General features: G+C 43.0%; 24 protein-coding genes. 23 read left to right on the forward strand and 1 reads right to left on the reverse strand.

All coding sequences use genetic code 11. The features are described 5' to 3' along the window. The first annotated feature begins 11 nt into the window (after window positions 1–11). The 18 genes from QM738_RS13085 (at window position 12) to QM738_RS13170 (ending at window position 17,065) form a co-directional block, all read left to right on the forward strand. A complete protein-coding gene (locus QM738_RS13085; protein ID WP_462277171.1) occupies window positions 12–575 on the forward strand; it encodes an NADH-quinone oxidoreductase subunit B in 564 nt (187 codons plus the stop codon). A gap of 81 nt (window positions 576–656) precedes the next feature. Continuing rightward, window positions 657–1,160, forward strand: coding sequence for an NADH-quinone oxidoreductase subunit C (locus tag QM738_RS13090; RefSeq protein WP_462277172.1), 504 nt, complete (start codon window positions 657–659; stop codon window positions 1,158–1,160). 277 nt (window positions 1,161–1,437) lie between these two features. Beyond that, window positions 1,438–2,664 (forward strand): NADH-quinone oxidoreductase subunit D, encoded by a 1,227-nt coding sequence (locus tag QM738_RS13095; protein WP_462277173.1) that lies wholly within the window; start codon window positions 1,438–1,440, stop codon window positions 2,662–2,664. A gap of 20 nt (window positions 2,665–2,684) precedes the next feature. After that, a complete protein-coding gene (locus QM738_RS13100) occupies window positions 2,685–3,218 on the forward strand; it encodes a hypothetical protein (RefSeq protein ID WP_462277174.1) in 534 nt (177 codons plus the stop codon). Continuing rightward, entirely contained in the window at window positions 3,215–3,721 is a 507-nt protein-coding gene (locus QM738_RS13105; protein WP_462277175.1) for an NADH-quinone oxidoreductase subunit NuoE family protein, read from the forward strand. The genes QM738_RS13100 and QM738_RS13105 overlap by 4 nt, the downstream gene beginning before the upstream one ends. A 19-nt stretch (window positions 3,722–3,740) precedes the next feature. Further along, entirely contained in the window at window positions 3,741–4,172 is a 432-nt protein-coding gene (locus tag QM738_RS13110) for a nuclear transport factor 2 family protein (RefSeq protein ID WP_462277176.1), read from the forward strand. Beyond that, entirely contained in the window at window positions 4,173–4,592 is a 420-nt protein-coding gene (locus QM738_RS13115) for a nuclear transport factor 2 family protein (protein WP_462277177.1), read from the forward strand. It abuts the gene before it with no gap. 18 nt (window positions 4,593–4,610) lie between these two features. Continuing rightward, the gene (locus QM738_RS13120; protein WP_462277178.1) at window positions 4,611–5,276 is read left to right on the forward strand and encodes a hypothetical protein; all 666 of its coding nucleotides are present in this window, start codon (window positions 4,611–4,613) and stop codon (window positions 5,274–5,276) included. 80 nt (window positions 5,277–5,356) lie between these two features. After that, window positions 5,357–6,712 carry an NADH-quinone oxidoreductase subunit NuoF gene (gene nuoF, locus QM738_RS13125; protein WP_462277179.1) on the forward strand — a complete coding sequence of 452 codons (1,356 nt, stop codon included), beginning with the start codon at window positions 5,357–5,359 and terminating at the stop codon, window positions 6,710–6,712. A gap of 111 nt (window positions 6,713–6,823) precedes the next feature. Next, entirely contained in the window at window positions 6,824–8,002 is a 1,179-nt protein-coding gene (locus QM738_RS13130; RefSeq protein WP_462277180.1) for an NADH-quinone oxidoreductase subunit G, read from the forward strand. Between the two features lie 21 nt (window positions 8,003–8,023). After that, window positions 8,024–9,085 (forward strand): NADH-quinone oxidoreductase subunit NuoH, encoded by a 1,062-nt coding sequence (gene nuoH, locus QM738_RS13135; protein ID WP_462277181.1) that lies wholly within the window; start codon window positions 8,024–8,026, stop codon window positions 9,083–9,085. A 29-nt stretch (window positions 9,086–9,114) separates the two neighbouring features. Next, window positions 9,115–9,657 carry an NADH-quinone oxidoreductase subunit NuoI gene (nuoI, locus tag QM738_RS13140; RefSeq protein WP_462277182.1) on the forward strand — a complete coding sequence of 181 codons (543 nt, stop codon included), beginning with the start codon at window positions 9,115–9,117 and terminating at the stop codon, window positions 9,655–9,657. Window positions 9,658–9,680: 23 nt separating this feature from the next. Further along, on the forward strand, window positions 9,681–10,175 hold the full coding sequence (locus QM738_RS13145; RefSeq protein ID WP_462277183.1) for an NADH-quinone oxidoreductase subunit J family protein: 495 nt from the start codon (window positions 9,681–9,683) through the stop codon (window positions 10,173–10,175). Between the two features lie 6 nt (window positions 10,176–10,181). Beyond that, window positions 10,182–10,514, forward strand: a complete 333-nt coding sequence (gene nuoK / locus QM738_RS13150) for an NADH-quinone oxidoreductase subunit NuoK (RefSeq protein WP_462277184.1) — start codon at window positions 10,182–10,184, stop codon at window positions 10,512–10,514. 69 nt (window positions 10,515–10,583) lie between these two features. Next, on the forward strand, window positions 10,584–12,485 hold the full coding sequence (gene nuoL, locus QM738_RS13155; protein WP_462277185.1) for an NADH-quinone oxidoreductase subunit L: 1,902 nt from the start codon (window positions 10,584–10,586) through the stop codon (window positions 12,483–12,485). 15 nt (window positions 12,486–12,500) lie between these two features. Next, the gene (locus tag QM738_RS13160; protein ID WP_462277186.1) at window positions 12,501–14,030 is read left to right on the forward strand and encodes a complex I subunit 4 family protein; all 1,530 of its coding nucleotides are present in this window, start codon (window positions 12,501–12,503) and stop codon (window positions 14,028–14,030) included. A gap of 43 nt (window positions 14,031–14,073) precedes the next feature. Further along, the gene (locus QM738_RS13165) at window positions 14,074–15,471 is read left to right on the forward strand and encodes an NADH-quinone oxidoreductase subunit N (RefSeq protein WP_462277187.1); all 1,398 of its coding nucleotides are present in this window, start codon (window positions 14,074–14,076) and stop codon (window positions 15,469–15,471) included. A gap of 313 nt (window positions 15,472–15,784) precedes the next feature. Then, window positions 15,785–17,065, forward strand: coding sequence for an ABC transporter permease (locus QM738_RS13170; protein ID WP_462277188.1), 1,281 nt, complete (start codon window positions 15,785–15,787; stop codon window positions 17,063–17,065). A 76-nt stretch (window positions 17,066–17,141) separates the two neighbouring features. Here QM738_RS13170 and QM738_RS13175 read toward each other — a convergent pair whose 3' ends face one another. Next, window positions 17,142–19,682: a zinc-dependent metalloprotease gene (locus QM738_RS13175; protein ID WP_462277189.1), complete on the reverse strand. Its 2,541-nt coding sequence runs from the start codon at window positions 19,680–19,682 to the stop codon at window positions 17,142–17,144. A 338-nt stretch (window positions 19,683–20,020) separates the two neighbouring features. Here QM738_RS13175 and QM738_RS13180 point away from each other — a divergent pair, with 338 nt between their 5' ends. The 5 genes from QM738_RS13180 (at window position 20,021) to QM738_RS13200 (ending at window position 24,031) form a co-directional block, all read left to right on the forward strand. Further along, on the forward strand, window positions 20,021–20,872 hold the full coding sequence (locus tag QM738_RS13180; protein ID WP_462277190.1) for a MotA/TolQ/ExbB proton channel family protein: 852 nt from the start codon (window positions 20,021–20,023) through the stop codon (window positions 20,870–20,872). Window positions 20,873–20,934: 62 nt separating this feature from the next. Beyond that, complete coding sequence (locus tag QM738_RS13185) at window positions 20,935–21,594, forward strand: ExbD/TolR family protein (RefSeq protein WP_462277191.1); 660 nt, start codon at window positions 20,935–20,937, stop codon at window positions 21,592–21,594. A 28-nt stretch (window positions 21,595–21,622) separates the two neighbouring features. Further along, entirely contained in the window at window positions 21,623–22,189 is a 567-nt protein-coding gene (locus QM738_RS13190; protein ID WP_462277192.1) for an ExbD/TolR family protein, read from the forward strand. Window positions 22,190–22,236: 47 nt separating this feature from the next. After that, window positions 22,237–23,067, forward strand: a complete 831-nt coding sequence (locus QM738_RS13195) for an energy transducer TonB (protein WP_462277193.1) — start codon at window positions 22,237–22,239, stop codon at window positions 23,065–23,067. Window positions 23,068–23,209: 142 nt separating this feature from the next. Next, complete coding sequence (locus QM738_RS13200) at window positions 23,210–24,031, forward strand: energy transducer TonB (protein WP_462277194.1); 822 nt, start codon at window positions 23,210–23,212, stop codon at window positions 24,029–24,031. Window positions 24,032–24,094 lie beyond the last annotated feature (63 nt).

Here is a 24,094-nt window from a genome sequence, read left to right on the forward strand (position 1 = left end):
AATTTAAAATTATGGCACGTCCGGTTCAATATAATAATCACGTAAAGTTTGAAGGTGTTCCCGAAGGGTATATGGGCGAAGGTTTTATGGCTACCAATTTTGAAAGAGTGGTGAGCCTGGCCCGTAAAAATTCCATCTGGCCCCTTCCTTTTGCAACCAGTTGTTGCGGTATCGAATTCATGGCCACAATGGCCAGCCACTACGATCTTGCCCGTTTTGGCAGTGAGCGTGTGGGTTTTTCCCCCCGCCAGTGCGACCTGCTGATGGTAATGGGTACCATTTCTAAAAAAATGGGGCCTGTATTGCGCCAGGTATACCTGCAAATGGCTGAACCCCGCTGGGTAATGGCTGTAGGCGCCTGCGCTTCTTCGGGCGGTATTTTTGATACTTATTCTGTTTTGCAGGGTATCGACCAGGTGATACCGGTGGACGTATATGTGCCCGGTTGCCCACCAAGGCCCGAAGCAATACTGGACGGATTTATGAACATTCAGCAACTGGTGAACCAGGAAGGATTGAGGAGAAGGCACAGCGACCAGTATAAGAATTTGATGACGGAATACGGAATACAGTAAAATACAAAGCCGCAAGCTTCAAGCTACAAGGGAGTTTGCGATTGTTTTATCTTGAAGCTTGTGGCTTGAAACTTGAAGCTGATGTTAACTAACGAGACCATACAACAAAAACTAACTGAAAAATTTGGGGATCAACTCACCGAATGGGCCGAACCATATGGTATGCTTACGTTTACCGCTCCAAAAGACCTCAACATTAAAATATTGCAGTTTTTGTTTGATGATGCGGAACTGCGTTTTCAATTTTTGACCGACCTGCAGGCGGTGCATTACCCCGACAGGAAAGGCGAAGAGCTGGCCGTGGTGTATCACCTGCATAATTTAGTGGATAATGTAAGGATACGTTTTAAAGTATTTACCGACATTATCAAGCCCGATGTATTTACTGCAACGGCTTTGTACCAGTCAGCTAATTTTATGGAAAGGGAAACCTATGATTTTTTCGGGGTGAATTTTGTGGGCCATCCTAATTTAAAAAGGATACTGAATGTGGATGAGATGGATTATTTCCCGATGAGAAAAGAATTTCCGCTGGAAGACCAGACGAGGATCGATAAGGATGATGAAATGTTTGGAAGGGGGTGAGCCCTAAAGGGGATTGGGTATTTCGGTTAAAGAGTATATCTAAAAAAGTAGTCTTTTGCTTTTAGTTCCGTAGGAGCAACAGTTTGGTAGGAGAAAATGATAGAAGGTTGTTAGAAAAGCCCCGTAGGGGCGACAGTTTGTGCAAAACATAATTAAAGCTGAATAGAGATTTGACGTACAAGAGTGCGACGCCAATGAAGATGATCAAAGAAATATTGTTGGTTACAAAAAATTATTAATAAACATAATCAAAGTCCCCTTTAGGGGATTTAGGGGTATGACTGATACATCACATATTTTATTACCTGAAGGCTCGATAGAGAAACAAACCACTACACTCAACCTTGGGCCTACGCACCCTGCCACGCATGGTGTGTTCCAGAATGTGTTAGAATTAGATGGCGAACGCATATTATCTGCTGTATCAACTGTGGGATATATCCACAGGGCCTTTGAAAAACTGGCAGAACGCAGACCTTTATACCAGGTTACTCCATTGACAGACCGGTTGAACTACTGTTCTTCTCCCATCAACAATATGGGCTGGCATTTGACCTGCGAAAAATTATTAGGTGTTCAAACACCGAAAAGGGTGGATTACCTGCGGGTGATCATTATGGAACTGGCCCGTATCAGCGACCACCTGATCTGTAACTCTATTGTGGGTGTGGACAGCGGCGCTTACTCAGGCTTTTTATACCTGATGCAATTCCGGGAATTAATCTACGAAATATATGAAGAAGTATGTGGCTCCCGCCTTACTACTAATATTGGGCGTATTGGCGGTTTTGAAAGGAATTTCACAAATACAGCGTTTGAAAAACTCGAAAAATTCTTAGCTGAATATCCAAAACAGCTGAAAGAGTTTGAGAACCTGTTTACCCGTAACCGCATATTTGTAGACCGTACGGTGGGCTGCGGCCCTATCAGTGCAGAGCGTGCATTGAACTATGGCTTTACCGGTCCTAACCTGCGTGCGGCCGGAGTGGATTATGATGTGCGTGTGCACACGCCTTACAGCAGTTACGAAGATTTTGATTTTACCGTGCCTGTGGGTACCACCGGCGATTGCTATGATAGATTTTTGGTGCGGAATGAAGAAATGTGGCAGAGCTTAAGCATTATCGAACAGGCGTACCAGAAAGTACAGGAATTTAAAGGCAAGGATGCAGAAGTGTTCCACGCCGATGTGCCTGCTTATTATCTTCCTGAAAAGAAAGATGTATATACTAAAATGGAAGCGTTGATCTATCACTTTAAAATTGTGATGGGTGAAACAGAGATACCGGCAGGCGAAGTATACCACAGCGTGGAAGGCGCCAATGGCGAACTGGGTTTTTATTTGATCAGTGATGGAGGAAGAACACCTTACCGTTTGCATTTCCGCAGGCCATGTTTCATCTATTACCAGGCTTACCCTGAATTAACCAAAGGAGGCATGGTGAGTGATGCGGTAATAACAATGAGTAGTTTGAATTTGATAGCCGGAGAATTGGATGCGTAATGCAAAAGCTTTAGGAAAAGATGGATAGAAGAATATTATACTTTTTACTTGTCTTTACAATTGTAGTGGGTGTCAGTTGCATGAATAAATACCTGGCTGCAGTTGAAAAAAAATTCAATAATAATGAGGTTGGATGGAGACCAGATGACTTTGACCCTAAGAAAGGAACATTATTAATACAGAGAGTAAGGAAAAAATGGCAAAAGCGAATTGAATCTTATATGGCAAAAAATTATCCATATAAGTATGAGTATTTTAACTATTTATCAAATTTAGGCAAGTTCGAGAAATATGAAGACACTACAGAATATAGGTTTGTATTAGTGTCAACAGATCAGGTTATATGGGCGGATGCTCCGCAAGATAATAATCCTGAAACAATTAAAAGAGAAGGAATAAGGAATGTGAAACCAGATCGGTTAGCGATAGAGTCAAATGACTTTTACTTTTTGGATCGTTTAACTGGTAAAACATATTCAAAATCGGGGATGTCTGGAACGGATGCATCTATTCCGATTAAAAGTATTATTGGGTATTATTTAAAGAAAAAATGATGGAAATCAAATTCCGGGAAGATAAATTAAATAAGGTGGCGGAGATCATATCCCGTTATCCAGAAGGTAAGCAAAAAAGCGCCTTGCTGCCGGTATTGCACCTGGCACAGGAAGAATTTGGCGGATGGCTGGATGTACCGGTAATGGATTATGTGGCAACATTGCTGCAGATAGAACCTATTGAAGTGTATGAAGTGGCCAGCTTTTACAGTATGTATAATTTAAAGCCAGTAGGTAAATACATGTTTGAAGTTTGCCAGACAGGCCCCTGCATGCTGAACGGCAGCGATAATATCATTGAATACATCAAGCAGAAGCTGAACATCAATGTGGGTGAAACCACTGCTGATGGGATGTTCACACTGAAAACAGTGGAATGCCTGGGCGCCTGCGGTTATGCACCCATGATGCAGATGGGTAAATTTTACCGGGAGCATCTTACAAAGGAAAAAGTAGATGCGATCATTGAAGAATGCAGGAATGCGGCAATATCGAGTAACTAAACTTAAAGGATACACGAAATTGAAAAAATATATTTACATAGTATGCCTGCTTACCAGCCTGAATGCTGCAGCACAGGGCAAACAGGATAGGGCAGTAATGTCGAAGAGCCAGCAATTAATGGATATTGTATTCGGCAGTAAAGACAGTGCAAGCCTGGATGCGTTGTTTGCAAAAACATTGATCTATGGTCATTCCAGTGGTAAGATACAGAACCGGGAAGAAGCGATACAGGGTATCATCCATAATAAATCGGTGTATACCGAAAAAGGGATCACACCGCTCAGTGTTCGTAAATCGGGTGATTCTGTAATTGTAACAAAAGTGTTTAATGCAACAGAAAAAAAGGGAGATGGAACAGAGGCGCCATTGAATATTAGTATTGACATGGTTTGGATAAAAGAAAGCGGCGAATGGAAACTGGCAAGACGCCAGGCCTATAAAATTCAATAAATGAAGTGGACCTTATTATGGGCATTTATAGTTGTAACAACCGTTGCAAATGCGCAGACAGAAGAAGCGAAGCTGATAGCAACGGTAAAGGAATTCCATACAGCGCTGGTAAATAAGAACACGGTCTCTATCAACCAGCAAACAGATAAGGCTTTAAGCTACGGACATAGTAACGGTTGGGTGCAGACGAAGACGGATATTATAAAAGATTTTGAGACGGGCTATATCAGTTACCAGTCTTTTAAAGAAGACAGCATTACGGTAACATTGAATGGCAATATGGCGAACGTGCGTTTTGTGGCAGATGTTGCAGCAACATTAAAAGGTACCGCCAGCAGCTTTCATTTAAAAGTGCTGGAAGTGTGGGTAAAGAAGGGAAAAAGATGGATGTTGTTTGCCAGGCAGGCGGTAAAGGGATGAATTTATAAAAAAGGATTAATGAAAGTATTTTTCTTTGCTTTTTTCTTATTTCTTGCTTCTTTTGCTTTTTCGCAAAGTAATAAGGAATTGAAAGAGATTTATAAAGCTGCTCGGGATAGTAGTTCTGGTAATTATATAATCTTAAAATCGAAAGAAAAGAAAGAAATTAAGTCCATAAACGTTTATAAAGGAGGGCGAGGTGCAGGTAAAGCTGTTTTAGCAAATGGGGAAAAAATTAAATTCATTCCCGGAGATATAATAGAGTACCAGGACGAAGATGGGTTTTATAAAGTTTGCATTGCCATTGGAATGCAGTCGGATGGCGAAGTTGTAGCAGGACAAAACTTTGCAAAACGGAAATACATTGCAAACATAAACATCTATACGATGTCCCTGAATTATTCAAAGCTGCTAAGAAAAGAAAATGAATCGCCAATTTCGGTTGCATTTTTTTATTGTATTGAAACTAATAACGATGGTAATTTAGTAGCACTTGTTAATGATACAGCTGTAGTAAATAAGGTAGAATCATTGGTCAAAAAAAGTTCTGCAGCTATTGAAATAATAAATGAACTGAAAAGTAAATATGGAAAATTTACATCAGTAGGCTACGCTGCATCGAAATTACTTGACGCTGTAATGACTTATAATAAAGACGCAGCTGAAGGGAAATTGATGAATTAGTTATATTACGATTGAAGGGTTGAGGGAAAAGTTGACTGGAAAACAAAAAACGAAAAACAGAATCTCCTAAAGAGGTTAGTATGAGTAAAAAATTATTATTAGCAAACGCAAATGTTCCGGGCATCAGGGGTTTTGAGGTATACCGCCGCGAAGGTGGTTACCGCAGTGTGGAAAAAGCATTGAAGATGCAGCCGGCCGAAATAGTGGAAGAAGTAAAGAAGAGCGGCCTGCGGGGCCGTGGTGGTGCAGGTTTCCCTACGGGTATGAAGTGGAGTTTTATTGCAAAACCGGAAGGTGTGCCAAGACATTTGGTGGTGAATGCAGATGAGAGTGAGCCTGGTACTTTTAAAGATCGTTACCTGATGGAATTCATTCCGCATTATTTGATAGAAGGAATGATCGTGTCTTCGTTTGCGTTAGGCAGCAATGTAAGTTATATCTATATCCGTGGTGAATATGCCTGGATCGTGGATATACTGGAGCAGGCCATTACTGAAGCCAAACAAAATGGTTTTTTAGGAAAGAATATTTTAGGCAGTGGGTTTGACTGCGAAATATATGTGCAGCGTGGAGCAGGCGCTTATATCTGCGGAGAGGAAACTGCATTGATAGAATCGCTGGAAGGCAAGCGGGGTAACCCCAGGATCAAACCACCATTCCCTGCTGTAAAAGGCGTTTGGGAAAGGCCTACCGTGGTGAATAATGTGGAAACCATTGCGGCGGTTGTGCCCATCATCAACGATGGCGGTGAGGCATACTCGAAAATTGGCGTGGGTAAAAGCACGGGTACCAAACTGATATCTGCCTGTGGCAATATCAACAAGCCCGGTGTGTACGAAATTGATATGACCATCAGCGTGGAAGAATTTATTTTCAGCGATGAATATTGTGGTGGCATTCCCAACGGAAAAAAATTAAAAGCCTGTATACCAGGTGGTTCTTCTGTTCCTATTTTACCTGCTAACCTGTTGCTGACAACAGCTAAGGGTGAAAAAAGGATGATGAATTACGAAAGCCTTGCTGATGGCGGTTTTGCAACTGGTACCATGATGGGCTCTGGTGGTTTTATTGTACTGGATGAAGACCAGTGCGTGGTAAAACATACTTATACATTGGCAAGGTTCTACCGCCACGAAAGCTGCGGACAATGCAGCCCCTGCCGCGAAGGAACCGGCTGGATGGAGAAAATATTAAAGAAGATCGATAGCGGCAAAGGAGAGATTAAGGATATTGACCTGTTGTGGGATATTCAGCGTAAGATAGAAGGTAATACCATTTGTCCGCTGGGTGATGCGGCTGCATGGCCGGTGGCTGCTGCCATCCGTCATTTTCGTGATGAGTTTGAATGGCATGTGCTGAACCCGGATGAATGCTTGAGAAGGAATTATGGACTGGCGCATTATGCTGATCCGATCCATGTGGCAGTGCCTGCATAGCCCCCTCCGCCCCCTAAAGGGGGGACTGGGAGTTCAAAATTTGAAGTAAGTGAAATAAATTATAGTTTTTAAATTTCTTAATCTAAAAGCCCCTTTAGGGGTTGGGGTAATATGGCTGAAGAAACAAAACCTGCACCACCTGCAAACTTTAAAGTAACGATAGATAATATCACTATCGAGGTGGCACCGGGTACAACAATATTAAATGCTGCCCGTACTATTGGCGGCGACGTTACACCGCCTGCAATGTGCTATTACAGCAAATTACAGGGCAGTGGCGGTAAATGCCGTACCTGCCTGGTGGAAGTGGCGGCTGGTTCTACTGCCGACCCAAGGCCGATGCCGAAACTGGTGGCCAGCTGTCGTACAACAGTGATGGATGGTATGATCGTGAAGAATATCACCAGCGATAAAGTAAAGGATGCAAGGGCAGGTGTAGTGGAATTCTTATTATTGAACCACCCGCTGGATTGTCCTATCTGCGACCAGGCCGGTGAATGTCATTTGCAGGATCTTGGATATGAACATGGTAAAGAAGGCACCCGCTACGAATTCGGCAGAAGAACATTTGCGAAGGAAGATATCGGCCCTTATATACAATTGCACATGACAAGGTGTATACTTTGTTACCGTTGTACTTATGTGGCAGACCAGATCACAGATCAAAGGGTGCATGGTGTAACAGACCGCGGAGATCATGCGGCTATATCCACGTACATTTCTAAGGCCATTGATAATGATTTCAGTGGTAATATGATCGATGTTTGCCCGGTGGGTGCTTTGACAGATAAAACTTTCCGCTTTAAGAACAGGGTATGGTTCACCAAACCGGTGGATGCACACCGTGATTGCGAAAACCCTAAATGCTGTGGTAAAACAACTTTATGGTTGCGTGGCGAAGAAGTATTCAGGGTTACTGCACGCAAGGATGAATGGGGCGAAGTGAAAAGCTATGATGGCAAACCCGGCTGGATCTGTAATACCTGCCGTTTTGATAAAAAGAAGACGAGCGACTGGACCATTGAAGGGCCTACCAATATCAACCGTCATTCTGTGATCTCACAAGGCCATTACCAAAACCTGGTAGTGCCGAATGAAACTGTAAAAGCGGTTATGGGTGGCCGTGAGCCAAGGCTGCTGATGAATATTCACAATGTGAGCGAGGTGAATAATCCTGCAATAGAATTGAGTAAGATCAACGGGCCGGCGCACATGCAGGATTTTGCAAAATCGGGCGACCATAAAGAAGGAGCCGGAGAATCGAACCAGTTTGGTTTAACAAACAAGTAGAAATATTTTAATAGAGATAGTATGTTTTTAATGGAAGAATGGATGCCATTGGTAATTGAAAAATTAGTGCTGATACTCGTTGTAGTAATGGGATCACTGGGTATTGCCATGTACACCACTTTTGCAGAACGTAAAGTGGCGGCCATACTGCAGGACAGGAGGGGGCCCAACCGTGCAGGACCTTTTGGTTTGCTGCAACCCTTGGCCGATGGTTTGAAATTGTTTTTTAAAGAAGAGATCATCCCTAATTTTTCCTCTAAATTCCTATTCATACTCGGGCCATCTTTGGCAATGCTTACTGCTATCATGACAAGTGCGGTTATCCCCTGGGGTAATAAAGTGCATTTCTTCGACCGGGATATTTCATTGCAGATCGCTAATGTGGATGTAGGTATACTATATGTTTTTGGCGTAGTGAGTTTGGGTGTGTACGGTATCATGGTGGGTAGCTGGGCCAGTAACAATAAGTTCTCTTTAATGGGCGGTTTAAGGGCTGCATCACAGATCATCAGTTACGAGCTGGCAATGGGTATTTCTTTAATTGCATTGATCATGGTGACTGGCAACCTGAGCATTAAAGGCATGGTGGAAACACAGGTACAGAATCCCAACTGGTACGCCTGGAATGTATTCAAACAACCACTCGGTTTCCTGATATTTTTGATCTGTGCTTTTGCAGAATGTAACCGTACACCATTCGATCTGCCCGAAGCAGAAAATGAATTGATCGGTGGTTACCATACAGAATATTCCTCCATGAAACTGGGCTTTTATTTATTTGCTGAATACATCAACATGTTTGTGAGCAGCGTGATCATGGCCAGTCTGTTCTTTGGTGGTTACGATCTGCCATTCTTTAATGAAGCAGCACATGCGGATTGGGGCAACTGGTTGGCGTTGATCGGTATTGCCGCATTGATGGCAAAGGTGATCTTCTTTTTATTTTTATTCATGTGGGTGCGCTGGACGATACCGCGTTTCCGTTACGATCAGCTGATGAACCTGGGGTGGAAGATACTGATACCATTGGCGCTGGTGAACATGCTGGTAACAGGCGGACTGATCTTATTTTTTCATAGATAAATTAAATAAACCGTAAAGGTTTTTAAAATATGCAAGCATTAACTAACAGGGTAAAACAGGTAAACAGGAAGCCGATGAGCTTTGTAGAAAAGCTGTACCTGCCTGCCGTTCTTAAAGGAATGGCCATTACCTTCAGCCATATCTTTAAAAAGAAACCCACCATCAATTACCCTGAAAAGACAAGGCCTTTCAGTCCTGTATTCAGGGGGCTGCATATCCTTAACAGGGATGCAGAGGGTAGGGAGAATTGCACGGCCTGCGGCTTATGTGCAGTGGCCTGCCCGGCAGAAGCCATTACCATGGAAGCAGCTGAAAGAAAAACCGGTGAAGAGAATTTATACCGCGAAGAAAAATATGCAGCCAAATACGAGATCAATATGCTGCGTTGTATCTTTTGCGGCCTTTGCGAAGAGGCCTGCCCGAAAGATGCCATCTATTTAAGCGAAACATTTGCACCATCCGACTACCAGCGAAAACAATTTATTTACAGTAAAGATGAATTACTGATTCCGCACCCCATAGACGAACCGGAAGCCTATAAAAAAGCATTGGGTAACAGGGCAAAAAAATAGTACGTAATAATCAACAATAAAAAATGGGTCTTACACAAATCGTATTCTGGATATTAACGGCAATTGCTGTGGGCAGTGCTTTAATGGTCATTACCAGGAAGAATCCGGTACACAGCGTTTTATATTTAGTGGTAACATTCTTTGCCATTTCCGGGCATTATATTTTACTGAATGCACAGTTTCTCGCTATCGTGAATATCATTGTGTATGCAGGCGCCATCATGGTATTGTTCTTATTTGTGGTGATGCTGATGAATTTGAATGTTGCCGTGGAACCACAAAAGAATAAACTGCTGCAGTTTGCAGGTGTGATATCGGGCGGCGGTGTGTTTTTGGTATTGATAGCAGCACTGAGCAAAACCAGCGCCAACGTGCAGATGCAGGTGGGCGACTATGGATTGATAAAGAACCTAGGCCACCTGTTGTTTACCGACTACGTGGTACCGTTTGAAATAAGCAGTGTATTATTTTTAAGCGCTATGATCGGCGCAGTAGTGATCAGTAAAAGAGAACATTAATTTATTATGGATATTAAATATTACATAGCGCTTGCGGTGGGCCTATTCTGTATAGGCATCATTGGTGTATTGACACGCCGCAATGCCATCATTATTTTTATGTGCATTGAAGTAATGCTGAACGCAGTGAACTTGCTACTGGTGGCATTCTCAAAAATGCATGCGGCTGCACCCGTTGGCATCAACACGCCTTCTGTAACAGGAGATGCACAGATCTTTGTATTTTTTATAATGGTGGTGGCTGCGGCCGAAGTAGCCGTAGGGCTGGCCATTATTGTAATGATGTACAGGAATGTGCATTCGGTGGATGTAAACTTTTTAAACAGGTTAAAGAATTAAGCTCCAAGTTGCAAGCTGCAAGATCATTGCTTGTAGCTTGTGGCTGACAGCTTGTAGCTTTTATATATTATGAACAACGTTTTACAAATAGTCTGGCTGATACCATTTTTACCTTTGCTCGGTTTTTTAATTAATGGACTCGGCAGAAAACAATTATCAAAAACGCTTACCGGCATTATTGGCAGCGGGGTGATACTGGCTTCCTTTGCCATCAGCTTATGGGTTTTCTTTAATGTTAAAAGCGGTAATACGCATGTAGCGCATTATTTTAATTTTATCGATATCCCTTCTTTAAAGATCGGTTTCGATTTCCAGGTAGACCAGTTGTCTTCTTTGTTCCTGCTTATCATTACAGGTGTTGGCTTCCTCATTCATGTATACTCCACAGCATATATGCACGATGAAGAGAGTAAGGACTTTGCAAAATATTTTGCCTACCTCAACCTGTTCGTATTCTCTATGTTGCTGCTGGTAATGGGCGCCAACTATGTTATCATGTTCATTGGTTGGGAAGGTGTGGGTCTTTGTTCTTATTTATTGATCGGTTTCTGGTTCAAGAATACTGCTTATAATAATGCTGCTAAAAAAGCATTCGTGATGAACCGTATTGGTGACCTGGGTTTTTTACTCGCAGTGTTCTGGATTATCGCAAAGACCGGTTCAGCAGATTATCATACTGTATTTGCAAGTCTTAAAAATCTGAACAATACTGATATTGCCGGCATCACGCTTTTATTATTTGTAGGTGCCACCGGTAAAAGTGCACAGATACCTTTATACACCTGGTTGCCCGATGCGATGGCGGGCCCTACACCGGTATCTGCATTGATACACGCTGCCACCATGGTTACCGCAGGTATCTACATGATAGCACGCAGCAATATTTTGTACACCATGGCCCCTGCAACGCAGCATGTGATTGCGGTGATAGGTCTGGCTACTGCGGTACTTGCTGCTACCATTGCGTTGAAACAAAACGATATTAAAAAAGTGCTGGCATACAGTACCGTTAGTCAGCTCGGTTATATGTTCTTAGGATTGGGCGTGGGTGCTTACACCGGCGCTGTATTCCATGTAATGACGCATGCCTTCTTTAAAGCATTGATGTTCCTGGGTGCTGGTAGTGTGATACATGCCATGGGTGGCGAACAGGATATGCGCAATATGGGCGGACTGAAAAAATACATGGGTATTACTCAACTTACTTTTTTAATAGGCTGTCTTGCTATTGCAGGTATGCCGCCTTTCTCTGGTTTCTTCAGTAAAGATGAAATTCTTGCACATGCTTATGAAGAAAGCCCTGTATTATGGGGTGTGGGTGTGTTAACTGCATTCATGACGGCCTTCTATATGTTCCGTTTATATGCCATGACCTTTACCGGTAAATTCAGGGGCACACACGAACAGGGGCATCATTTACATGAAAGCCCTAAAGCGATTACAATACCGTTGATCGTACTGGCCATACTATCTATCATTGGTGGATGGATCGGTATACCAGAAGTATTTATGCAGGGTGGCCATAAACTGGAAGCCTTCCTGGAACCCATTTTTGCAGGCAGCAATGCTATTGCAAAAGAACATTCGCCATTGTCTCATTCCATGGAATATACTTTAATGGCTGTTTCTGTAATAGGTGCATTGATCGCATTGTTATTTGCCTGGAATAAATTCAGCAAATACGAAAAAACGGATGCTGAAGAAACCGGTTTGGGTAAAGTGCTCGCCAATAAATGGTATGTGGATGAATTGTATGAAGCCATCATTGTAAAACCATTGCAGGGCCTTGCTTCCTTCTTTAATAATATAATGGAGAAAAAAGGTATTGATGGTTTTGTGAATGGTATCGGCAAAGCAGTGAACTATGGCAGCCGCCAGGTTCGTTTGCTGCAGAGCGGCCATGTGGGCAGCTATGTGTTACTGATGGTAATTGGCATTTTAATTTTATTTATAGTACAACTGTTTTTGTAATTAGAAGTTATAGATATGCAAACTCTTGGAATACGTTTTCCTGATCTGTTGTTGTGGTCTCCGCTGATAGCCGGGTTACTCTGTTTTATTTTACGCAGCGAAAAGAATTCAAAAGCACTGGCTTTAATCTCTTCGCTCCTTACACTGGCAATTGCCGGAATAAGCCTTTCGTATGCCGGCAACAGCAAAACAGACCTGCAATTAAGTGGTCTTGTTGATAAGTATGAATGGATGCAATCTATCGGCGGCAGTTTCAATATCGGGCTGGATGGTATGGGCCGACTGCTTACATTGCTTACTGCGTTCTCATTTCCTGTAATTTTTATAGCTACCTACAATGGAAAATATAAACAACCTGCTGCCTTTTACGGATTGATGTTGTTATCGCAGGCCGGGTTAATGGGCGTGTTCACTGCACTGGATGCGCTGACCTTTTATTTCTTCTGGGAACTGGCGTTGATACCGGTATATTTTTTATGCAGCTACTGGGGTGGCGAAAAAAGGATACAGGCTACTTTCAAATTCTTTGTATATACATTTACCGGTTCACTGCTGATGCTGGTAGGTATCATTTACATGTACCTGCATACCAGTGGCGAATTTTCCAAAGCAGGTGTATTACTGCATGAGCATACTTTTTCGCTGGATGCTTTCAGGCATATTAATCTTACGCCTACAGAGCAGGGCTGGTTATTCTGGCTGTTCTTTATTGCATTCGCTATCAAGATGCCGGTATTCCCTTTCCATACCTGGCAGCCCGATACTTACGAGCAATCGCCTACAGCGGTTACAATGGTATTAAGCGGCATCATGGTAAAGATGGGGGTATTTGCAGTGTTAAGATGGGTATTGCCCGTATTCTCCGTAGCAGCTACGCATAACAGTATGATCATAATCGGCCTGGCTGTTTTCGGAATGATCTATGCCAGCCTTATTGCCATTAAGCAGGATGATCTGAAACGCCTGGTGGCTTATTCTTCTATTGCGCATATCGGGTTGATGTGTGCCACTATGTTTGCTTCTGCATCTCCGGCAGCGCCTGCAGGTGTTACCGGGATACAGGGTGTGATGATACAGATGTTCAGTCACGGTATCAATATCATTGGCCTGTGGATAGTGGTGGACCTGCTGGAAAAACAAACCGGTACCCGCAAGATATCGCAGCTGGGTGGTGTGGCGCATAAGGCGCCGGTGCTTACCATTATGCTGGTGGTGATCGCATTTGCCAATATTGCATTGCCGCTTACCAATGCTTTTGTTGGCGAGTTCATGATGTTCAACGGGTTGTTCGGGTTCAATAAATGGTACGCTGCTATTGCGGGTATCAGCATTATACTGGCGGCTGTGTATACTTTGAACATGGTGCAGAAAGTATTTTATGGCGAGACCAATGCCGTTACAGAAAATGTAAAGGAAATAGCCTGGAATGAAAAGATCATACTGGGTGTGATAGTGCTGGTGATATTTATAGTAGGTGTGTTTCCACAACCAATACTGAATTTAACTAAAGATATGGGCCTTGTAATAACCGGGCAGGCAAAATAATTAAATAACAAAACACAATCATTCCTTTAAAGAGGATAGGAATATGAACGAGATCATTTTATCAGCAATATGGGGTATTGTAATGATGCTGGCAGGTGCATTTGTAAAAAGTAAAAGCATACCTAAATATCTTGCTATTGCAGGGATCGTGGTGATATTGCTTGCCAACTGCCATGAACTGTATATGCAGGAACCGCTTTTTGGTATCGAAACAAAAGACATGCTGCATACCACCAGCCTCAACCTTACTTTTATCACGGTAATGCTGGCCTGCACTTTGTTGTTCTTTTTGCTGAATGGCCGCGACTTTGAAAAAGTGGGTTCCAATGTATCGGAATTCTTTGCCCTCATCTTCTTTATACTGTGCGGTGTGGGACTGGTGGCTACTTTCAACACCTTGCTGATACTCTTTATTGGTATCGAGATACTTTCTATCCCTTTGTACATACTAACAGGAAGCGATAAACGCAATTTAAAAAGTAATGAAGCTGCTTTGAAATATTTTTTAATGGGCGCTTTCTCCACAGGTATCATGCTGATGGGTATTGCGTTTATTTATGGCGGCACCGACTCCGCTTCTTTCTTTTTGAACAATATTAACCTGGGCGCCGGTAAAATGCCGGTGCTGATAGCTGTAGGGCTGGTGTTGCTGATGATCGCTATGTCATTTAAAGTTTCTGCTGCGCCTTTCCATTTCTGGACACCCGATGTGTACGACGGGGCCCCTACAGTATTCACTTCTTTTATGGCCACTATTGTAAAAGCGGCGGGCTTCTTTGCTTTCATCAGGCTTTTTGAAAATGCTTTTGGCTCTGTACAACCACAATGGCAAAAGCTGATCGTTATCATTACTGCTGCAACTTTGCTGATCGGTAACCTTACTGCGGTGTTCCAGCAAAGCGTGAAGCGTATGCTGGCTTACTCCAGTATTGCACAGGCTGGCTTTATGCTGCTGGCTTTATTTGCCTTGAATGATAAAGCGCAGGAAGGCCTGGTGCTGTACGCGGCTGCTTACAGCCTTGCTACCATCGGTATTTTTGCTGTACTGATAAAAATGAACGACTACACAGTGGATGGTTTTAACGGCCTTGCCAAAACACAACCGGTACTGGCGCTTACTGCCACCATCTTCCTGTTATCTCTTACAGGTATTCCTTTAACAGCCGGTTTCCAGGCTAAATTCTATATGCTGATTGCAGCCGTAAGCAACGGCCATAATTTCTGGCTGGTGATACTGGCGGTATTGTGTGCAGCTATCAGCGCTTATTATTACTTCAGGGTGATACAGGCCATTTATTTTAAAGAAAACTCAGAAGCCAATGTGCAGGAATGGGATATAACACCTGCATTCAAGATATTGCTGCTGATCACTGCCGGTTTGATCATCCTGCTGGGTATTGCACCACATCTTATCACCGACTGGTTGCATTATAATCCATAATTACAGCACAGGTAAATGCCTGTCAACCTTGCGTTGAAAGGGTAGGGGAGCAGCTCCATGCTTTGGCCCCGGAATTTCTATATAACAGTGCCCGGGCAGACCGGAAGTTGTCCGAAAGATGACCGAAGGATGTCCGAAGGATAGTGCAATGTGCTATGCTGTATCTAAAAAGTTGCTACGGGTCATCTACGAGGCATCTACGGGTGATCCTGCCTTCATCCAGCCATCATATCCCCTTCATCCTGCCATTCGTAAAAGTTTTTCCTGCCGGTCTCTTTTCTGTTATTAACTTTAAGGTATAATACATGTTTGCATGACCTTTAAAGACACCATTAAACTGTCGTGGCGCAATATCAGCAGCAGCAGGTTACGCACCGGTATTACAGTTGCCATCATTGCATTGGGTATCTGTGCTTTGATATGGTTCCTCACTTCGTTAAAAGCGGCCAGCAACAGCCTTACCAGCAGTTTTTCCACTATGGGCGCCAATGCTTTCAGCCTGCGTTATAAAGACCGTAATATACGCTTTGGCGGAGGGCCGCAAAGAGACGTGGTTAAAAAGACCAAATCGGCATTAAAGGAAAAGAACTCCAGCATTGGAAAGATCATCACGTATGAAGAGGCCAAGTCGTTCAAGGAGCGCTATGCTTTTCCTGCAAAAGTGGGACTGGCCATTAGGGGAGCGGGCAATATCGTTGTGAACAATGAAAAGAAGAAGACCAATCCAGATATCAACTTTACTGGTGGTGATGAAAATTATCTTGAACTGAATGGGTATAAGATCGCTTATGGCCGCAACCTTACGCCTTCCGATGTGGAATCGGGCCGCAATGTTTGTATGATCGGCAGCAGCGTGGCAGAAAAATTATATCCAGATAATGTGGCCAAGGCAGTAGACCAGGTGATCAATGTAGATCATATTCCTTACCGGGTATTGGCAGTGCTGGAAGATAAAGGATCGAGTGCATTTTTCAGTACGGGTAAAGTGGTCATCACTTCCTACAACAATATCCGCCGTTATTACCCCACACAGAATTCTTCTTTCGCTATTGCTGTAATGGTAAATGATGTGAACCTGATTGATGCTGCTGTTGGTGAAGCCACGGGAACGTTCAGGCCTATACGAAAACTGGATGTAAAGGAAGAAGATAATTTTTATATTGATAAAAGCGACAGCATTGCTGCAACGCTCATTAACAATCTCGGCTTTTTGGAAAAAGGGATCATTGGTGTGGCACTCATCACTTTGCTGGCATCTTCCATCGGGCTGATGAATATTATGCTGGTAGCCGTGAACGAAAGAACCAAAGAGATCGGCCTGATAAAAGCATTGGGCGGTACTAAAAAAGATATCCGCAATCAATTTCTCTGGGAGTCGATCCTTATCAGTTTATTGGGCGCTGTAGTAGGTATCGTTGTTGGTATCATACTGGGCAACCTGATCGCAATGGCTTTACATTCCGGGTTGGTGCTGTTGTGGGGATGGATCATTGGCGGTATCATTGTCTGCTCGGCAGTAGGGCTTGCAGCGGGGCTGTATCCTGCAGTAAAAGCCAGCCGGCTCGATCCTATTGTGGCTTTGCGGTACGAATAATTGCTATTTCAACAGTGTAAAAAATAAAAGGCGCTTCATTTACGAAGCGCCTTCATTATTTTCAGTTCATCCCTGGTTATTTAGGATCCAGTATCTTCTTCAAACGGTCGCTCAAGTCCTGCAGGTGATACTTACTTGCTTTATCAGTAGTACCGATAATAGCAGCATCAATAGCAGCCTTCAGTTCTTTCGCATGTCCCTTCAGGTAAGAAAGGATATCCGATTTTTTAGTATCCATTACCGGTGTGCTTGGGCCACCAAAAGATATGATCACCATCGATTGCTGTGGTGCAGGATTTAAAATTGCACCCAGTCTTTCCACGTAAGATTTCTGCAGGTTCCTCCTGTAGATATCAATGGCTTTTTTGGTGGTGAGTTCTGTAAACACACTTTGTTTAAGATCACTTAACAGATCACTTACTGTATATGCATCAGCACCAATAGACGCTTCTGCATTCAGCATTTTGTTCATAGTAGTGGTGCTCAGCATTTTGAACAATGCAGTTTCCTGCAGGCTCAAAATAGTAGTGGTAGGGTTTAAGCCTGTTTTGCTGAAAATGTCTTTATTGATCAGCCAGGTTGGTGTGGTGAATACCTGTTTGTCTACAAATTCAGCCGCTTCTTTCTGCGTGGCTTTACTTACGTATTCGTATACATTGCCGGGCTGGTTGTTCTTTTTAAATGTTTCGTACACGCCACCAAAGTTGTAGCATACGTGACCGATATACCTGCGGAACTGTGTAGTCAGCTGGTCGTACATATTACCCAGGTCGGTATAATCTTCATCTGCCTGTTTGGTCCAGGTGGCAAGATTTGGCAGAATGCGTTGCAGGTTCTTAATACCATAAGCTGATGCTTTCATGGCGTTATCACCAATACATTCGCTCTGGTCGCGGGGATCATCGGGTTGTCCCTGTCTTCCATAGTAAAAACGTTTATCGCCTGCTTTGGCTTCTATCCATTTATCCAGGATGGGCACTTCATCTTCGGCAGTAGCTGCTTCCGGTATCAGTTTATAACCCCATTCAATTGACCATTTATCGTAATCGCCAATGCGTGGATAAATACCCGCAGCAGTGATATTATCTTCCGGCTGTGCCACGTAGTTAAAACGTGCATAGTCCATAATGCTTGGTGTGTGGCCATTGGCTTCCACCCATGCTTTGTTGCGCAGGTTCTCAACAGGCACGCCTGATGATGAACCAAAGTTGTGCGGCAGGCCCAATGTATGGCCTACTTCGTGCGATGATACAAAGCGGATCAGTTGTCCCATCAGTTCATCATCAAACACCATTTTACGGGCCCTGGGGTCAATAGCGCCGGCCTGTATCATATACCAGTCGTGCAACAGTTTCATTACGTTGTGGAACCAGCCGATATGGCTTTCCATGATCTCACCGCTTCTTGGGTCCACGGTGCTAGGTCCGTAGGCATTCAGTACAGATGATGGTTTGTAGATGATAGCGCTGTTACGGGCATCTTCCAGGCTCCAGGTACTGTCCTGTTCTTTGGTAGGTGCTTCCTTACCCATAATGGCATTCTTAAAGCCTGCTTTTTCAAAAGCCACCTGCCAGTCGTTGATACCCTGTATCAGGTAAGGCACCCATTTTTTAGGAGTGGTGGGATCGATATAGTAAATGATCGGTTTGATGGGTTCCACCAGTTCGCCGCGTTTGTATTTTTCCATATCCTCGGGCTTTGGTTCCAGCCTCCAGCGTGCGATCATGCTGATGTCTTTTACACCTTGTGGATTGGCATCAAAATCGGTATAGCCGGTGCTGAAATAGCCTACACGGTTATCTTCATACCTTGCCTTCATGGGCTTTTCGGGCAGTATCAGTAAGGAGCTGTTCATTTCCAGCGTTACAGTGGCCTGGCTGGGTGCAGCAGGAGGGAAGCCGGGTTGCGGCGATCCTGCGCTTTTAGAAAAGGTCTTTACTGTAGTGATTTCTATATTCTGTGGGTAAGGACGCACACTTACGATATAGGATTTATCAGGCTGAAAACCGCCTGCCTGGAAAGATGATTTGGCATAACCTGCAAAACCAAAGATCTCGTTGTCGGCAGTGATATTGTCTGTAACATCTATCACGATACCGCCGCCGATACTGTCGGGTGCATTGGCCTTGATATCAAATGCCATTGATATAGGCTGTAGGTTACTGTTCAATACCGAATGGTACATAGGTTTGGTACTATCGGATGGATTTACACTATAGGAAATATTCTTCAGGAAGATCTTGTTGTTGGGGCCTTTTTCAAAGCGGATCACATTGCTGCCGATCTCATCGCCTGCATAGCCATTGAATTGTTTAGGGCTTTCCACCGATGATTTGGAGATCCTGTTTACTACAAGGATATCCCTGCCCAATAATTTCTGTGGCAATTCAAAGTAGTACTTGTCTTCTACTTTATGTACTACAAACAACCCCCGGGAGGTTTTGGCTTTGTCGGTAATAACTTCTTTGTAAGGTTTAGGACCGGGCTTGGGCGGCGTCATAGAAGGCATACCCCCCGGCATAGCGGGTGAAGTGGCCGGCTTATCCTGTGCGCTCACCGAAAGTGTTACACACACAGCAGAAAAAGCCAAGCAAAATTTTCTAATGCAATAAGTCATGTGGATGATTTTATATTGAATATATAAGTTTACAAACGAAAGTATTGAATACCTTTTAAAATATGGGTTTTTATGGATAAAAGGTGAATTATTAGTGCGGCTGGAATAGTGCATTTTTTTTATGTAAAATGGCGATTCCGGCATCAATATTAAAAAAATAAAAAAAAATAAACGGTAAGTTGTTGCTTTCGATTATTTTATTAACTTGTGCGCTCTACATCTAAAAATGTGCAAAAAAACAGGTTGTTTGATTATATTTTTATAGTAGAATTGTGCAATCAAGCTTAACTAACACAAAAATCAAAATTAACTTTTTCACTAACTAAAAATTGAATGTCATGGCAGAAACAAAACCATCTGTAAAACCAGCTACTTCGGTACAGGTAAAAAAATCTAATAATGCAATTTCTTTGTTGGCTCCTGTTGTGTGTGTAATAGCAGGTTATTTGATCTGGCGATTCCTTTTGGGTAGCGCAAGCAATTTCACCAAACCAGGAACAGGTGCATTCTGGCCAAACCATGAAGGACCTAAAACTGCCTTGAGCAAAATGTATTTGGGAGGTATCATCGTACCGATCCTGATTGGATGTTTTTTAACTGTAATCACTTTTGTGATCGAACGTTTTTTAACTATCAGCAAAGCAAACGGAAGTGGCAACAATGCCGATTTCATCCGCAAAGTGCAATATCACCTGGCTAACAAAAATGTTGATGCTGCCATTGCTGAATGCGATAAACAAAAAGGAAGTGTTGGTAATGTAATGAAAGCAGGTTTACACCGCTACAAAGAAATGATCAGCAACTCTGAATTAACTACCGATCAAAAAGTACTGGCTATCCAGAAAGAAGTGGAAGAAGCTACTGCACTGGAACTGCCAATGCTGGAAAAGAACCTGGTATTCTTATCAACTATCGCTTCTGTAGCAACCCTGATGGGTCTGTTAGGAACGGTATTGGGTATGATCCGTTCATTCTCTGCCCTGGGTGAAGGCGAAGGCGGTGGTGATGCTGCAAGCAAACTGTCTGTAGGTATCTCTGAAGCCTTGTATAACACTGCATTAGGTATCGGTACTTCAGCTATTTCAATTATATTCTACAATATGTTTACCACCAAGATCGATGGTATTACCTATGGTATTGATGAAAGCGGCTTTACGCTGACCCAGAGTTTTGCATCATTGTACAAATAATTTTGGTACAACAGGTGTATGGATTTTATCAATATTTGAATCTAATTAATAAATAATCAATCATGGGAAGAGCCAAAATACCCCGCAAGAGTACCAATATAGATATGACGGCGATGTGCGACGTTGCGTTTCTGCTGTTATCGTTCTTTATATTGGCTACCAAACAAAAGCCGCCTGAAGCTGTGGCTGTTGTGGCGCCAAGTTCCGTATCATCCAAGGCAGCTCCTGAAAAATCTATCCTCATTACTTTAACAAAAGAGGGCAAGGTTTTTTTGATGATGGGAGATGACACCAAAAAACTGGATATCTTAAATGATATCAATAAAACCAAAGCACTCGGGCTTTCTGACGCAGAAGTGAAAAAGCTGGATAAAATGAGTTTTATTGGTATGCCACTGAATAAATTAAAAGGCCTTGCCGACCTGGCGGAACCTTTGCCAGCCACTAAAATGGAAGGTATTCCTATTAAGGACAGTGCCACCAACGAAATGGTTGACTGGATAAGGAGCATTACCAATGCTTATGCCGGCGGAAGCCAGAAAGAGCTGGAAGAAATGCTGCTGCTGAAAGGAGACGGGGATGCATTGTATCCTGATTTCAAGAACATTAAATATGCTTTGAAAAAGAATAACATATTAAAGTTCAAGATCGTAACTAATTCAGAAAGCGCACCAGTAGGTTCCGAGTTATATAATTTCAATAAGTCGGGAGCCAAAGAATAATTTTAATTAACTAAAAAATAGTTGCACCATGGCAGAAATGGACACCTCGTCGGGTGGCGGTCATAAGAAAGGCCCCGGCGTCAAGAAACCAAAAAAATTATCTACCAGGGTAGATCTTACCCCGATGGTGGATCTTGGCTTTCTGCTGATCACATTCTTTGTGTTTACCACCACTATGAGTAAACCCACTGCAATGAATATGAATGAACCTAAGGATGATAAACCGGAAGACCAGATGAAAGTAAAGGAATCGGCAGTAATGACGATCCTGCTCGGAAAAGGCGACCAGGTTTATTATTACAATGGTAATTTAACCGCAGATAATGCCACTGAGATATTTAAAAGCACCAACTTTAAAGAAATCCGCCAAATCATTTTAGACAAGAAAAGAGCTGTTCCGGACGGGGACAAATCTAAAAGTGATTTGATGTATATCATTAAGGCCGATAAGGAAAGTAAATTTAAAAATGCCATCGACATCCTGGACGAGATGCAGATCAACAAGATACCTACCGGTCACTATGCCGAAGTGGATATCAACGATGTAGAAGAAATGCTGATCAAAAAGACCGAGGAAGCAAATGGTATAAAATAATTTATGGAATTTACCGGAGTTTGAATCTAATTTAAAAGCAGTATACAATGGATATAAACAAAATTTTAAGCGCAGACATCCTCGATATCATTTTCGATGGGAAAAATAAGCAATATGGTGCTTATGAGCTGCGTAAGACATACAACAGGCGCCTGCTCAAGGCCCTTATCATTACTGCATCCATTGCATTATTGATATTCCTGGGCTCGGTGTTTGCCAGTGTGTTCAAAAAATCGGGCCCTGAGGTCCTGGAAGTAAAAGATATGGAAATGGCCGAGGTTAAGAAGGATGAACCGCCTCCACCACCGCCACCACCACCACCACCAGTACCACCACCACCACCTGAGATCAACCAGGTAAAATTTACCCCTCCTAAAATTGTTAAGGATGAGGAAGTGAAGCCTGAAGAAAAGATCGAAGAGATCAAGGACGACCAGGTGATCAGTACTAAAACCGTAGAAAGTGATAATAAGGAACAGATAGTACAGGCACCTGTAGAAGATAAAGGTACCGGCGCTGTGGAAGTTCCGAAAGTGGAAGATGATGAAGGTAAGATCTTTACCAAGGTGGAAGTGGAAGCAGAGTTCCCTGGCGGACCTGGAGCATGGAATGCCTTTTTAAAGAAAAACCTGAACGGTGATGTTCCTACAGATAATGGCGCTGCAGAAGGTACTTACACTGTAGTGGTAAAATTTGTAGTGAGCAGGGATGGTAGCTTAAGTGATATCACCTGCGAATCTGATCCTGGTTTTGGTATCTGCGAAGAAGCCAAAAGGGTTATCAAAAAAACCAAGAACTGGACTCCGGCTATTCAAAACGGACGTAATGTAAATGCATACCGCCGTCAGCCGATCACCTTCCTGGTACAGGCTCAATAAGCACAAGTACAAACAAATTCGATACGCAACTCCCGGTTATACCGGGAGTTTTTTTATGCCTTACTGTAAGGGCTACACTAAAATTTTAAAAATGTTTATGGAAGAAATTTTGTTTTGTATCTAAATAAAAAAACTACTTATTATGGAAGCAAATAAAATTTTAAATGCCGACATTCTCGACATTGTCTTCGACGGACGAAACAAACAGTATGGCGCTTATGATCTGCGCCGCTATTACAGCAACCGTATGCGCAAAGCGCTGTTAATAACGGGATCGGCTATACTAATTTTGATCTGCGGATCGGTATTCGCTCATTTTTCCGGCAAAGGAAAAAGTGACGGCCTTGAAGTGAAAGATATCGATATGGCAAACGTGAAAGAAACGCCGCCGCCTGTTACACCACCACCGCCTCCTCCACCTGTGCAGGCGCCGCCACCCGATCTTAAACAGGTAAACTTTACGCCACCGGTTATTATGAAGGATGAAGATGTGAAGCCGGAAGATAAGATACAGGCGATAGATGATGATGCAATGATCAGCAACATTAACAAGGAAAGCGACAATACCAACCAGGTGGTGCAGGCCCCTGTTGAAGAACCCAATACCGGCGCTATTGATGTACCTAAAAGCAATGATGATGAGAACAAAGTATTTACAAAGGTGGAAAAGGAAGCAGCTTTTGATGGCGATTGGGGCGGCTTTTTAAAAAGATACCTGAATCCTGATGTACCCAATGATAATGGAGCCCCGGAAGGTTCGTATACCGTAGTGGTAAAATTCATTGTAAGCAAGGATGGCAGCCTGAGTGATATCAGTTGCGAAAGCGATCCCGGTTATGGTATTTGCCAGGAAGCGATCAGGGTAATTAAAAAAACCAAGAACTGGATACCTGCTGTGCAGAACGGTAATAACGTTACCGCCTACCGCAGGCAGCCTATCACTTTCCAGGTGCAGGCACAATAATTTTTTCGCCTATGATCATTAAAAAAACTTCCGGCTTATACCGGAAGTTTTTTTATGTAAATG

Source organism: Ferruginibacter sp. (genome assembly GCF_049840995.1).
Taxonomy (GTDB): domain Bacteria; phylum Bacteroidota; class Bacteroidia; order Chitinophagales; family Chitinophagaceae; genus Ferruginibacter.